General features: G+C 69.2%; 13 protein-coding genes and 1 pseudogene. 7 read left to right on the top strand and 7 right to left on the bottom strand.

Translation table 11 applies throughout. The annotated features are described in order from the left end of the window. Positions 1–33 precede the first annotated feature (33 nt). On the bottom strand, positions 34–627 hold the full coding sequence (locus tag ACIBAG_RS39250) for a DUF4291 domain-containing protein (protein WP_399112227.1): 594 nt from the start codon (positions 625–627) through the stop codon (positions 34–36). A 191-nt stretch (positions 628–818) separates the two neighbouring features. On the opposite strand from ACIBAG_RS39250, the gene ACIBAG_RS39245 reads away from it, so the two are divergent. Then, positions 819–1391 (top strand): hypothetical protein, encoded by a 573-nt coding sequence (locus ACIBAG_RS39245; RefSeq protein WP_399112110.1) that lies wholly within the window; start codon positions 819–821, stop codon positions 1389–1391. Positions 1392–1497: 106 nt separating this feature from the next. Here ACIBAG_RS39245 and ACIBAG_RS39240 read toward each other — a convergent pair whose 3' ends face one another. Next, a complete protein-coding gene (locus ACIBAG_RS39240; RefSeq protein WP_399112108.1) occupies positions 1498–3558 on the bottom strand; it encodes a restriction endonuclease in 2061 nt (686 codons plus the stop codon). A 259-nt stretch (positions 3559–3817) separates the two neighbouring features. Between ACIBAG_RS39240 and ACIBAG_RS39235 the strand changes: the two are divergent. Then, positions 3818–4276: pseudogene (locus tag ACIBAG_RS39235) on the top strand (DUF4291 domain-containing protein); the annotation flags it as partial. Between the two features lie 46 nt (positions 4277–4322). Here the strand turns inward: ACIBAG_RS39235 and ACIBAG_RS39230 are convergent. The 3 genes from ACIBAG_RS39230 to ACIBAG_RS39220 form a co-directional block, all read right to left on the bottom strand. Further along, positions 4323–4502 (bottom strand): hypothetical protein, encoded by a 180-nt coding sequence (locus ACIBAG_RS39230; RefSeq protein ID WP_399112106.1) that lies wholly within the window; start codon positions 4500–4502, stop codon positions 4323–4325. A gap of 124 nt (positions 4503–4626) precedes the next feature. Further along, positions 4627–5145, bottom strand: a complete 519-nt coding sequence (locus ACIBAG_RS39225; RefSeq protein ID WP_399112104.1) for a DUF1877 family protein — start codon at positions 5143–5145, stop codon at positions 4627–4629. 17 nt (positions 5146–5162) lie between these two features. Continuing rightward, entirely contained in the window at positions 5163–6038 is an 876-nt protein-coding gene (locus ACIBAG_RS39220) for an undecaprenyl-diphosphate phosphatase (protein WP_399112102.1), read from the bottom strand. A gap of 270 nt (positions 6039–6308) precedes the next feature. Between ACIBAG_RS39220 and ACIBAG_RS39215 the strand changes: the two genes are divergently transcribed. Together ACIBAG_RS39215 and ACIBAG_RS39210 are read left to right on the top strand one after the other, a co-directional pair. Next, positions 6309–7532, top strand: a complete 1224-nt coding sequence (locus tag ACIBAG_RS39215) for a Gfo/Idh/MocA family protein (RefSeq protein WP_399112100.1) — start codon at positions 6309–6311, stop codon at positions 7530–7532. Beyond that, complete coding sequence (locus ACIBAG_RS39210; protein ID WP_399112099.1) at positions 7529–8455, top strand: PmoA family protein; 927 nt, start codon at positions 7529–7531, stop codon at positions 8453–8455. Before ACIBAG_RS39215 ends, ACIBAG_RS39210 begins: the two co-directional genes overlap by 4 nt. 55 nt (positions 8456–8510) lie before the next feature. On the opposite strand, the gene ACIBAG_RS39205 is transcribed toward ACIBAG_RS39210, so the two are convergent. Beyond that, entirely contained in the window at positions 8511–8981 is a 471-nt protein-coding gene (locus ACIBAG_RS39205) for a winged helix-turn-helix transcriptional regulator (protein WP_399112097.1), read from the bottom strand. Between the two features lie 188 nt (positions 8982–9169). Here ACIBAG_RS39205 and ACIBAG_RS39200 point away from each other — a divergent pair, with 188 nt between their 5' ends. Next, positions 9170–10339 carry a thiolase family protein gene (locus ACIBAG_RS39200; RefSeq protein WP_399112095.1) on the top strand — a complete coding sequence of 390 codons (1170 nt, stop codon included), beginning with the start codon at positions 9170–9172 and terminating at the stop codon, positions 10337–10339. 47 nt (positions 10340–10386) lie between these two features. On the opposite strand, the gene ACIBAG_RS39195 is transcribed toward ACIBAG_RS39200, so the two are convergent. Then, positions 10387–11154 carry a TVP38/TMEM64 family protein gene (locus tag ACIBAG_RS39195; RefSeq protein WP_399112094.1) on the bottom strand — a complete coding sequence of 256 codons (768 nt, stop codon included), beginning with the start codon at positions 11152–11154 and terminating at the stop codon, positions 10387–10389. Positions 11155–11203: 49 nt separating this feature from the next. Here ACIBAG_RS39195 and ACIBAG_RS39190 point away from each other — a divergent pair, with 49 nt between their 5' ends. Beyond that, the gene (locus tag ACIBAG_RS39190) at positions 11204–11926 is read left to right on the top strand and encodes a DNA alkylation repair protein (protein ID WP_399112092.1); all 723 of its coding nucleotides are present in this window, start codon (positions 11204–11206) and stop codon (positions 11924–11926) included. A gap of 267 nt (positions 11927–12193) precedes the next feature. Beyond that, positions 12194–13363 (top strand): elongation factor Tu, encoded by a 1170-nt coding sequence (gene tuf / locus ACIBAG_RS39185; protein WP_399112091.1) that lies wholly within the window; start codon positions 12194–12196, stop codon positions 13361–13363. The last annotated feature ends 80 nt before the right edge of the window (positions 13364–13443 follow it).

Here is a 13443-nt window from a genome sequence, read left to right as displayed (position 1 = left end):
GCGGTCCTTGTCCCGCCGTGTCCGGACCGCCGGTCAGCCGCGCAGGTGGGCCAGTAGTTCGTCATCGGCGGGATAGGGCTGTTCCTGAGGAAGCAGTCGGGTTGCTGTGTCCAGTTCGCCGCTGCTGACAAAAGTGCGGATCTGGTGGGCGAGCGGGGTTACGTCGCGGATGGACACGATCCATTCGTTCGCGTAGCGCGACGATGCCTCGCCCGAGAGTCCCAGTTGCAGCGAGCGGTACGGCAGGGGACGCAGGTGCAGATCCCGCTCGGGATCCCACTGGACGCGGGTGGGTGAGCGTTTGAGGACACGCTGCCAAGCAGCGCGATCGGGATGCAGTCCGCGAACGTAGTGCGACAGGCATGCGTTGCGCAGCGCCCAGTCGAAGCCGTCGCGAGTGATCTCGACGGCGAGGACGGTCTCCTGACCCTCCTTCGCGCCCCAACCGGAGCGGTACATCATCCACATGAAACTGGGCTTGATCCACGTCATGCGGTCGGGCTTCCACGCGGCGGGGAAACGGCCCTTGCGGGCGGCGGGTCCGCCGATCTCCGGGCGGTACGCCTGGTAGACGGTGATCGTGGACGCCGTGTGGAGCGCGCGGATTCTGCGGAGCGGTTCTTCCATGGCGTACAGCGTGGAGTCGGTCAGGTCAGGAAGCCACCGATTTTGGACCGCCTCTTGCACCGGGCTCAGACACCTCCGTTGGGTGAACCTGGCGAAGCATGGATCATGAGGTCGTGATGAGGTGGACGAAGAAGGCGGGTCCGGTCGAGCAACTGGAGCGGGAGCCAGAGCTCTGTGCATACCAAAGCGCGATGTGGAGTCGGCTCCTCGCCGCCCCGGTGGTGCCGGCGCCCGAACCCTGGCGGCCCATTCCGTTCGTCCCGGTCGGTGGGCTCCTCGGCATCGGCTTCGCATCGCATCCTGGCAACGGCCACGATCTGGTGATAGTCGTCTCGCACGACGGTCACGGTCTCTTCGACGCCGTCACCGGAGAGAAGATCGCCCGGGACCGTGACCCCGATCCCGAGGACAGCTCCCCCGACGCGGTTGCTGACTTGTCCTGCCCCGGACTGGGGCCGATCAGCGGGAGCCGCGTGCACATCGCAGGTCTCTTCGGCGGAGGGCTTCACACCACGACCACAGACGGCTGGGCCCTGGAGGCAGTCACTCCGGTCTGGCCGAACAAGCGTGTCCTGCTGTCCACTGATGGCGGTCTGCCCCACGCCGGTCCGCACGGAGAACAGTGGTGGCACATCCTTCACTCGAACTACTCCACACTCAGAGCATTCGGCTTTTCGCCCTCCGGACACACCATCGCCGTAGCGACGAGCAGCGACCTTTCCCTCTGGACACGCGCGGCGGACAACAGCAGCGTCGCGGCATGATCGACCGAACCGCCCAAAAGGACTGTGAACGAGGCTTGACGTGGATCATCAAGCCGCGTTCACAGACCGTTCCCCTCCTGTCAGCAGCATCCGGCCGCCGGCTGGTCTACTCCACGTCGATGCCGTAGTCCTGCACGAGTTCTTCCAAGCCGCCTGTGTAGCCCTTGCCGCCGAGGACGAAGTCCCAGTCGCCGTTGGACCTGCGACGGAAGGAGCCGAGTACCAAGGCGGTTTCGTGCGGCCGTCCGTCAGAGACCTCCAGACGTCCCAGCTCGGTCATCCCTGGATCAAGAAGCCGGATGCAGGCATCTGTGAAGCCGGATAGATCGGCGTTCGGGTTGACCTCTGGGTCGATGGCGGCCACGAGCACAAACCGGTCAGCCGCGTCCGGCAACCCGTCGAAGGACACGCAGATCGCCGCCTTGTCCGGCGCCGCTGCGGGAAGGGCCCGCACTGAGCCGTCCGGCGTCTGAGGGTTGTTGAAGAAGACGAAGTGATCGTCGCTGAGGACGCGGTTGCCACTGCAGACGAGAGCGCATACATCCAAGGCGACGCTGCCGGTCCACGCCATGCCCAAGACGTTGTAGTTGTCTGGCAGCCGAGTGTCTGCCCCCGAGGGCGTCGGCTGCGCTGCGACTTGCCGGCCCCCCTCACCCAGTCGCCCACGCAAGCCATGACGATGCAGCAGGTCGACGAGTTCTGGGCCCGAGATGAGTTCCAGCGGCTTGCCGTTGGCGAAGGTGTGTGAGCCAGGACCGAACCCTGAAGTCGTCACCAGCACACCCTTGTTGGCGCCGGCGTCCTGCGCAGTTCCGTACAGGTCACGCACGGCGGTGGGTGGCACCGTGTTGCGGTAGCGCTTCACCTGAACGACGATCTTGCCGCCGCGGATCGGTGTCGGATCCAGCGCATCGACGTCCACACCGCCGTCGTTGGAGCGCTGAGTGGTCACGGCCTGCATCCCCATGGCCCGGAAGAGATCGGCAACAAGATTCTCGAAGACGATCGGATCCATGGTGAACAGGTCCGGTTCCTCATCGCTGCCGTGGGCGACGACGCGGTTCCCGACATCCTGCGGCCGTCTACCCGGCCGTACGGGCGTGAGTTGGTCCGGTCGAGTCGAGAGCTGCCCGCGCAATGCGTCAGACAGGCAACTACACGCGTCCACCTGCGCCAGGTGCAAGTCACGGAACGCAGAGCGTGAGGCCATGACGGTTGCGAGGAAGATCTGGCCTGGTTGGCCTGTCGCGGGGTCGTGCCCGTCGACGAACCCGTTCAAGGCCACTGACTCCAGCGCAGCCAGCTCATCTGCGGCGAACAACTCGTGTAGAACGAGCAGCATGCACTGCGCGAGAACTTCCCTGTACAGGGCGCGCCGCTGGCCTACTGGGCGGGGAGTCTCCTTGTCCTGGTCGGTCCCCGACATGTACCGAACGGACTTGACCTCCGGCACGACGCTGTATGCGGGCAACTCCCAATCGAGTACCAATTGCCGGGCTGACGGGTCGTAGGCGGCTACCACCTGGCGTGGGAAACCTTCCGGCCATGCAGTCGAGGCGTAGAGAGCAGCCGAGAAGTACTCGACCACGGAATCGGGGTCCTGACGCCTTACGCCGTCAATGATCGACACGACGCCGGCGTTGTGCCGCCGAACATCAGCCAGCTGAGCTTCGGCCCACTGCTGGTACTCCCGCTGGTACGACGCCAGCTGTTGCTGCCGGTGAGCCTCCGCGGCTTGGGCAGCATGCCAGTCCCGCTCGAAGCGTGCTCGTGCTTCGGCCTGCGCCCGTGCCCGGCTACTCGCAGTCCAGCCGCTCTGCGTTTGGTAGTGATTGAGATCCGGCATGGGCACTGGCTGTGCCAATGGCCCTGGAGCGAAGGGCTGGACTTCCTCCGGCCGCATGAGAGAAGCAGCCCTGAAGGCCGGAGCCTGGCAGCCCGACGCAAGAAGCGCCTGCAACGATGCAACCTGCGCGTCCAACTCCTCCGTGCGCCGTAGAGCCTCTGCCTGCCGATACTCGCGGTGGCTCTGGGCGGCTCGCCGTTGGTAGGCCCGCGCTTGCTGTTCCTGCTGTCGCCGCCGCCTGGCTTCGGCTTCCAGCTGGCGCTGCTGTTGCCGTTGCATCTCGGCCCATGTACCGACATATCCAGTAGAGCGACGACTCATGTGCTGCAGGCCCTCCCCAGGACGTCGACAGCCGAAAGGCACTTTGGTTGTCCCCACAACCAGTTGTGGCAAGACGACTCTATCCAGCAACTGCCGTCTCGCACATCCACTCGTCAGAGGAAGCCCCTGGGGCATCCCTGCAGGTCAACGTGACTGGGGGCTAACCAGGATCGTGCCTGGGCGCGGTGCTCAAACCGTCACCTTCCCCAACGCTGGAATCCCTGTGTGCGTCGGCTGCAGAAAGGACTGTGAGCGAGGCTTGACCTGGATCAAGCCGTCGTTCCTCTGGATGATGTACCGCTGCGGCTGGGCCACCAAGGAGAACCAGGAGACCGTTCTCGCCGTCGAGATCAGCCGGGAGGGCTTCCGCTGGGCGCTGCGCCATGCGTGTCTCTCGCACTACGTCCCCGCCCTGCACGGTGACCAGGCGGCCTGGAAGCGGGAGTTGAGGGCGGCGCCCGCGCGTGTGCAGTGGGATCCGGAGCGCGATCTGCACCTCAACCCCTTGCCGTACCGGTCCCTGCAGCTGGGGCTCTCCGGGGTGGCGGCGGCCCGGTACGCGGACGAGTGGATCGTCGGCATCCAGGATGTGACTCCGCTCGCCACGCAGATCCACGCGTGTGTGCGGGCCGGGCAACTGGAGCGTGCGGCGGAGCTGTTGCCGCGGGAGCGGCCCTATCCTCTGGAGGACGACATCCTCGCGCGGCTGCGGGCGTAGGGGCGGCCGGGCGTCAATCGGTGCCGGCCGCCGCTGGGTCGCGGCCTCAAGCCGCCTCGATGACGTTCCCGCGGATGGCGGCCGCCCACTCGACCACCAACAGCTCGTACTCCGCGCGCTCCTGAGCAGACAGCGAGCCGCCGGCACGCAGCCACAGCGCGCGTATCTCCTCGTTCACCTCGGCAGCAGACCGCACGGAACCAGGGTCTGAGGAATGGGGGGACATGCGGGCAAGCCTAGGGGCAAGCACTGACACTGCGCTACCGGACGGCTACGCGCAACGTATGTGATTGGTCACGGATTTCGGGACGGGGCGTCGTACTGACCGGCGGGTCAGTGAGTCGGGGCGCTCAGTCGGTCCAGACGACGACACACTGCCCGCGCCGTGCCGCGCCGCGGTAGAACTCCCGCATCGCCCTGAAGTGTTCGACGAGGTAGCTCCGTACATCTCCCCGGAAACCGCGGCCGAACCCGCAGGCCGCAGCCGCGTCGTCGGTGGCCGTCGGAAGGTGCGCGAGGACGGCGTCGAGGTCGATGTGGTCGAGTCTGCGGGCGATGTCCGTGACGGCGGCAGGGCCGAGAAGCCGTGGTGAGCCGTCGAAGCCGTCGTAGACCTCGTCGTGATCGAGGAAGCCGATGTCCCCGCCCAGGTCCCCGGAGACCGCCCGGTCGAGCAGCGCGATCAGGTCCCTGTCGACTCCCGTCGAGCGGCAGTAGGCGATGAGGCCCCATGTCGCCCAGTCCGTGTCGAGGAGATCGTCGGGCGGTGGGTTCCAGCCCGGCGCCGCCCCCGGCGAGTCGAGCGCCGACGCGCGGCAGCGCTCGAGGTACTCCGGGGTGACACGGGCGAACTGCTGGGTGAGGGCCATCGGCTGCTCGGCGCTCGTCAGCCCGCCGACTCCGCCGCGTGCGGGCTGAGGACGCCCGCCGTCACCAGGACGATGATCAAGATGCCGAGTGCGATGCGGTACCAGACGAAAGGCATGAAGCTCTTGGTCGAGATGAACTTCATGAACCAGGCGATGACCGCGTAGCCGGTCGCGAAGGCGATGACCGTGGCGAAGGCCGTCGGGCCCCAGGAGACGTGGTCGTTCTCCATCGCGTCCTTGAGCTCGAAGAGGCCGGAGGCGAGGACCGCCGGGATCGCGAGGAGGAAGGAGTAGCGGGCCGCCGCCTCACGGTTGTAGCCCATGAAGAGGCCGCCGCTGATGGTGGCGCCGGAGCGGGAGACGCCGGGAATGAGCGCCATGGCCTGGCACAGGCCGTAGACGAGGCCGTCCCGTACGTTCAGGTCCTCGAGGCCCTTGCGCTGCTTGGCGGCCCGGTGCCGGCCGCCCGACTCGTCGCGCGCCGCCAGCCGGTCGGCGACGCCGATGATGATGCCGACGACGATCAGCATCGTCGCCGTGATGCGCAGGTCGCGGAACGGACCCTCGATCTGATCCTTGAGCGTCAGACCGAGCACACCGATCGGGATCGAGCCGACGATCACCAGCCAGCCCATCTGCGCGTCGTGGTCGCGCCGCATCTCCTTGCTGGTCAGCGACTTCAGCCAGGCCGTGATGATCCGCCCGATGTCCTTGCGGAAGTAGATCAGCACCGCGGCCTCCGTGCCGATCTGGGTGATCGCCGTGAAGGCCGCGCCGGGGTCCTCCCAGCCCGAGAACGCCGCGGTCAGCCGCAGATGCGCGCTGGAGGACACGGGGAGGAACTCGGTCAGCCCCTGGACGAGTCCGAGGATGAGCGATTCAAACCAAGACATGAAGTTACGGAGTCCAAGTGCTGATCGAGACAAGGGATGACGGGGACACCGCGTCGGCGGCGCAGTGATCGCGAGTGTCGAGGGGCAGCGTAGCGCCCCCCGATGACAGCTCCGGCACAGGGGGCTCGGCGCGGGCTCGCCGCCCCCGTCCATACCGGTGTTGACCTGCGGCGCGGCCGCCGCTTACGTTGCTGCGGACTGAAAGCGCTTGCTGCGTGAGCGGGAGCGCCTCGCCCGTGCCCGCCGTCCCGGAGGAGTCTGATCCCGTCCATGGCCACACCCGAGACCGCTCAGGGCACGGACCGTCCCCGCCTCGCCCCGCTTCCCGGCCGCCGCGTCCGGGTCGCCGTGATCGGCACCGGCGCCATCGCACGCGACTCCCACCTGCCCGCGCTCACCAGGCTCGCGGAAGAGGGGGAGACGGAGCTGGTCGCCGCCGTGGACATCGACGCGGGGTCGGTGAAGGGCTTCTGTGCGGAGAGGGAAGCGGTGGCGGCCGCGGCTGGCGAGGGCACACCCGGCGCCTACACCGATCTCGACCGGATGCTCCGGGAACAGCGGCCCGACCTCGTCGTCATCTGCACCCCGCCCACGCTGCACCGCGACCAGACCGTCGCCGCGCTGCGCGCCGGTGCCTGGGTGTGGTGCGAGAAGCCGCCCGTGCCGAGCCTCGCCGACTTCGACGCCGTGGAGGCGGAGGAGGGTGGGGACGGCGGACCGTACGCCTCGATCGTCTTCCAGCACCGCTTCGGCTCGGGCACCCGGCACGTACGGCGGCTGCTGGCCGAGCGGGCCATGGGCCGGCCGCTCGTCGCGCACTGCCAGACCACCTGGTACCGCGACACCGCCTACTACGCCGTTCCCTGGCGCGGCCGCTGGCAGACCGAGGGTGGCGGTCCCGCGATGGGACACGGCATCCATCAGATGGATCTGCTGCTCGACCTGCTGGGACCGTGGATCGAGGTGCGGGCCATGGCCGGCCGGCTGGTGCACGACGTGGAGACGGAGGACGTCTCGACCGCCCTCGTGCGCTTCGCGAACGGTGCGATGGCGACCGTCGTGAACAGCGTGCTGAGCCCGGACGAGGTCAGCCGCATCCGCATCGACTGCGAGCGCGCCACCGTCGAACTCACCCACCTGTACGGCCACCGCAACGACGACTGGCGCATCACCCCGGCCCGCGATGTGCCCGCCGCCGAGGCCGCGACCTGGCAGGACTTCGGCGCGGACGTACCCAGTTCGCATCTGGAGCAGCTGCGCGAACTGCTCGCGAGCATGCGCGCGGGGGAGCGGCCGCGCAGCAGCGGTACCGACGGGCGGTCGAGCCTGGAACTGATCGCCGCGCTGTACAAGTCGGCGTTCACGGACGCGACCGTACGGGCGGGCGAGATCGGTCCCGGGGACCCGTTTCACGCGGCGATGCACGGCAACGCGTCGGGATGGGCGCCCGTCACGGCAGAGCAGGGCGCTGCCGGCGGGGAGGCCGCCGCGTGACCGGGCTGCACGTCGTCCATGCGTACGGCGACCGCATCACCGTGACCGAGCCGGTCGGCGGGGTGGAGCTGCTCGCTTACGTCTACCGGCCGGAGGCCGCCTGGGAGGCCCCCAAGCCGTACGTCCATCCCATGCGCACCCTCGCCGGCGACGTCGTCACCGACTACCGGCCCAACGACCACCGCTGGCACAAGGGTCTTTCGCTCACGGCCTCGCATCTGTCGGGGGCGAACCTGTGGGGCGGCAATTCCTACGTCCATGGACAGGGATATCTCGAACTCCCCGAGCGAGTCGGGTCGATGGCGCACGTCGCCTTCGACGAGGTCTCCTCGGAGGGTGACCGTGCCGTCATCGCCGAGCGGCTGACCTGGCATCCCCACAGCGGTGAGCTGTGGGCCGACGAGCGGCGCCGGATCGAGGTGCACGACGTCGAAGCGGAGTCCGGCTCATGGGCCCTGACCTGGACGAGCGCCGTGACGAACCGGCGTGACGAGCCGCTGCGGTTCGGCAGCCCCAGCACCGCCGGACGCGTGATGGCCGGTTACACCGGCCTGTTCTGGCGTGGCCCGCGCGCCTTCCAAGGCGGCCGGATCATCGCCCCTGAGGCCGAGGGCCCCGACCTGATGGGCGAACAGGCGCCCTGGCTGGCCTACTCCGGCGAGCACGACGGCACCGACGGCCACGCGACCCTCGTCTTCGCGCACGCCCCCGAGAACGACCACGCCGGTGACCGCGGCGCCCACCCCGCCCACTGGTTCGTCCGCAACGAGCCCTTCGCGGGTGTGGCGCCGTCCTGGGCGTTCCACGACGAGCTGGAACTGGCGCCGGGCGACACTCTCACTCGCCGCTACCGCTTCGTCGTGGCCGACGGGGTGTGGGAGCGGGCGGAGATCGCCAAGTATCTGCGGACGCATCCTTGGTGACGAGTACGGCGATGCCGGGCACGACCGCCTGACAGGGCGGCCGCCGCACGCCGCCTCACGCCGCCGCGGGCCCCGCCACCGTCCAGCCGGGCGCCTGGGGGTGGGCCGTGAGGTCCTCGTGGTGCACCGCCTCGCCGCAGGCCCGGCAGGTGACGACCGGGACGAGTTCGTTGCCGCAGATGTGCTCGATGACCATGGGGCGGTCGTCGTCCTGGCGGAGATGGCGGTCGCCCCACGCCATGAGGGTCAGCAGGACCGGCTCCAGTTCGAGCCCCGCCTGCGTGGGCCGGTACTCGAACCGCTGAGGGCGCTCGCTGTAGGTGCGCTTGCTCAGGATGCCGGCGTCGACCAGGCGGCGCAGCCGGGTGGCCAGGATGTCGCGCGGGGCGCCGATGTTGCGCACGAGCTGGTCGAACCGGCCGTTGCCGAGGCACACCTCGCGCAGGACGAGCAGGGAGTACTTCTCGCCGACGAGCGCCAGGGCGTCGGCGATGGAACAGGGGCGCGGGTCTTTGGTGGCGGCCATGGCGCTCAGTCTAGGGGAGGGTTCGACTTTCCAACTTAACGGGTTTGATTTTCCAACCTGCCACGCTATGGTGAGTTTGGATTTCCTACTCACCGGTAATCGCGCCGGTCACCACACTGGCCCGCGCCCCGGTCACCGAATCGCCCGCGCGCCGGTCATCGCCCCCGGCGGCCAAGGAGGCCCGCACCATGCGTGACGCAGTGATCGTCGAAGCCGTACGCACCCCGATAGGCAAGGGCAAGCCGAACGGCTCCCTGGCGCACGTCCACCCCGTCCAGCTCCTCGCCCACACCCTGCGCACCCTCGTCGAGCGCTCCGGCGTCGACCCGGCGCTGATCGACGACGTCATCGGCGGCACCGTCGACCAGGTCGGCGAGCAGGCCATGAACACCACCCGCTACGCGGCCCTGTCGGCGGGCTTCCCGGAGTCGGTCCCGGCGACCACCGTGGACCGCCAGTGCGGCTCGTCGCAGCAGGCCGTGCACTTCGCCGCCCAGGGCGTCATCTCGGGCGCGTACGACCTGGTCGTCGCCTGTGGTGTCGAGTCGATGAGCCGGGTGCCCATGTGGTCGAACGTGCCGCCCGGCAAGGACCCCTTCGGCCCCGGCATCGCCGAGCGCTACCCCGAGGGCCTCGTCCCGCAGGGCATCAGCGCCGAACTGATCGCCGCCAAGTGGTCCATCACCCGGGAGCAGATGGACGCGTTCGCGGTCTCCTCGCACCGCAAGGCGGCCGACGCCTGGGACAAGGGGCTGTTCGACGCCGAGGTCGCGCCCCTGGACGGCGTCTCGCGCGACGAGTGCGTACGACCGGGCAGCACCGTCGAGACCCTCGCCGGCCTCAAGCCCGCCTACCACGACCCGGCCTTCGCCGAACGCTTCCCGCAGATCGAGTGGAACGTCACCGCGGGCAACGCCAGCCCCATCAACGACGGCGCCTCCGCCGTGCTCATCACCTCCGGCGAGACGGCGGCCCGACTCGGCCTGCGCCCCCTGGCCCGGCTGCACAGCTTCGCCGTCACCGGCTCCGACCCCCTCCTCATGCTCACGGGAGTCGTCCCGGCGACCGAGAAGGTGCTGCGCAGGGCGCGGCTGAGCCTCGACGACATCGACCTCTTCGAGGTCAACGAGGCCTTCTCCAGCGTCGTGCTGGCCTGGCAGCAGGAGACCGGCGCCGATCTCGCCAAGGTCAACGTGCACGGCGGCGCGATCGCCCTCGGCCACCCGCTCGGCGCGAGCGGCACCCGGCTGACCACGACCTTGGTCCACGCGATGAGCGAGCGCGGCGCCCGCTACGGCCTGCAGACGATGTGCGAGGCGGGAGGACTCGCCAACGCGATGGTCATCGAGTCGGTCTGAGAACCGTCTTGAGAGCCGGTCTGCCGGCCGGCCCGGCCCTCCACGAGTCAGCGGCGGCGCAGGTGGTGGCGCTTGCGCCAGGCCACCACCGCGCCCGCGAGCGCCGGCAGCGCGATCGCGGCCACCGCGATCAGGAACACCGGAGACGTCGGTGTGGAGGCCCGGGCGCCGGCCACGACGTACGCGGCGATGTTGGGAATGGACCCGAGGGCCGTGGCGAGCAGGAAGGGAACGTAGCCCATGCGGGAGACGGCGGCGGCGTAGTTCGCGGCCCAGAACGGCACACCGGGGAACAGCCGCACCGCCAGCATCGAACGGAAACCGTGCTTGCTGAACTGGTTGTCCGCCGCCTTGAGCAACCGGCCGCGCAGCAGCGGGCGCAGGGCGTCCTGGCCGAGCATCCGGCCGAGCGCGAAGGACATCCCGGCCCCCAGCACCGTGCCCGCCATGGCCGCGGCGATGCCCAGCTCGGAGCCGAAGAGGGCGCCCGCCGCGAGGTTCAGCAGCGGCCGCGGCACGAACGCCACCGTGACCAGTCCGTACGCCACGGCGAACAGCACCACCGCGACCGGCCCCTCGACCTGCGGCGGCCAGCCGTCGGCCAGGAGCTTGTGCGGCTCGAAGAGCAGCACGGACGTCGCGGCCGCCGCGAGCAGGACCAGGAGCAGGGACAGCCGCGACCACGGCGAGAGCAGCGCTCTGGTGCAGCGCGCGGCGAAACCCGGGGGAACGGGCGCGGGAACGGCGAGCTCCGTGGCGGCGGCCCCGGACGAGGCCGTTGCGGTGCCCCCAGAGCGGGTGGTGGCATCGAGCATTCGGCGACAGTAACCGACGAAGATGTGTGATCGCCGTATGGTTCGTCTCATGCGCGTCACAGGTGAGGGAACGTTGGAAGTTCCCCGCAGTGCTCTGGCCGACACGCTCCTGGAGCGGCTCACCGTCGCGTACGCCGCCGCGGCGGACCCGGCTCGTGCCGTCGCAGCCCGGGCGTACATGAAGGATGTCGCCCCGTTCCTCGGCATCCCCACACCCGAGCGCCGCGCCCTGTCCCGCACCGTCGTCCAGGGCACGCCACGCCCCGACGAGACCGACTGCACGGCTGTCGCCCTGCGCTGCTGGCAGCTGCCCGAGCGCGAGTACCACTACTTCGCCGTCGACTATCTGCGCCGGCACGTGGGGCGCTGCTCCTCCGGCTTCCTCCCGGTGGCCCGTCACCTGATCACCACCGTCTCCTGGTGGGACACCGTCGACCTGCTCGCCGCGCATGTCGTCGGCGGGCTCGTCGCGGCGGACCCCGCCCTCACGGCGGTCATGGACGACTGGATCGTCGACGACGACCTGTGGGTCGCCCGCACCGCCCTCCTCCACCAGCTGCGCTACAAGGGCAACACCGACACCGGACGCCTCTTCGCCTACTGCCTGCGCCAGTCCGGGCACACCGATTTCTTCATCCGCAAGGCCATCGGCTGGTGCCTGCGCGAGTACGCCAAGACCGACCCGGACGCCGTACGGGACTTCCTGGCGCGGGAGCGGGGACGGTTCGCGCCGCTGTCGGTGCGGGAGGCGCTGAAGAACATCGGCGCCTGAAGTCCCGTACCGCGAAAAACCATTCGACGTCGGGCAAAGCGTCGGCAATGATCGACGCCATGTTCCGGTACGCCTTCGTCGTTGCAGCATCCGCGGTCGCGGATGCTCCGAAGGCTGCCGTTCCGGTCTTCCTGGCCGCGTTCGACGGCGCCCGAAGCTGACCCTCTCCGGACAGTCCGGCGGACCCCGCAGGGGGAGGGTCGGCAAGTCCTTGGGGTCCCCATCTCCTGCGTGAGATCTCCTGCGAAGAGACTTCGAGGTACAGCCATGTCCAAGACGGCATACGTCCGCACCAAACCGCACCTGAACATCGGCACCATGGGTCATGTCGACCACGGCAAGACCACGTTGACCGCCGCCATCACCAAGGTCCTCGCCGAGCGCGGGTCTTCCACGTTCGTGCCGTTCGACCGCATCGACCGGGCGCCGGAGGAGGCCGCGCGCGGCATCACCATCAACATCGCGCACGTCGAGTACGAGACCGACACCCGCCACTACGCGCATGTCGACATGCCGGGCCACGCCGACTACGTCAAGAACATGGTCACGGGGGCGGCGCAGCTCGACGGGGCCATCCTCGTCGTCTCCGCGCTCGACGGGATCATGCCGCAGACCGCCGAACACGTGCTGCTCGCCCGGCAGGTGGGCGTCGACCACATCGTCGTCGCCCTCACGCACGCCGACGCGGGCGACGGGGAGCTCATGGACCTCGTCGAGCTGGAGGTCCGCGACCTGCTCACCGAGCACGGCTACGGCGGTGACGCCGCGCCCGTCGTACGGGTGTCCGGGCTGAAGGCGCTGGAGGGGGACCCGAAGTGGACGGCGTCCGTCGAGGCGCTGCTCGACGCGGTGGACACCTACGTTCCGATGCCGGAGCGGTATGTGGACGCGCCGTTCCTGCTGCCCGTGGAGAACGTGCTCACCATCACCGGCCGGGGGACCGTGGTGACCGGGGCCGTGGAGCGGGGCACCGTGCGGGTGGGCGACCGGGTCGAAGTGCTCGGGGCCGAGGTCGAGACCGTGGTCACCGGTCTGGAGACCTTCGGCAAGCCGATGGACGAGGCGCAGGCCGGGGACAACGTGGCCTTGCTGCTGCGGGGGGTGCCGCGGGACGCCGTCCGGCGGGGGCATGTGGTCGCGGCGCCGGGGAGTGTGGTGCCTCGGAGTCGTTTCTCCGCGCAGGTGTATGTGTTGTCGGCGCGTGAGGGCGGTCGTTCGACGGCGGTTTCGAGTGGGTATCGGCCGCAGTTCTACATCCGCACGGCGGATGTGGTGGGTGACATCGACCTCGGTGAGGTGGGGGTCGCTCGGCCCGGGGAGACGGTCACGATGACTGTTGAGCTGGGGCGTGAGGTGCCTTTGGAGCCGGGACTCGGGTTTGCCATCCGTGAGGGCGGCAGGACCGTTGGGGCGGGGACCGTGACAGCCGTCGTGTGAGGGTTGTTGCGGTTTGTGGGGGAGTGCGGGTCCGTTGTGGCTGGTCGCGCCCACGCGGCGGAGCCGCAGACTGACACAGG

The organism is Streptomyces sp. NPDC051243, from assembly GCF_044455405.1.
GTDB lineage: Bacteria > Actinomycetota > Actinomycetes > Streptomycetales > Streptomycetaceae > Streptomyces.
The sequence above is the reverse complement of the archived record's forward strand: the minus strand, read 5'-3'. Positions and strand labels throughout refer to the sequence as shown.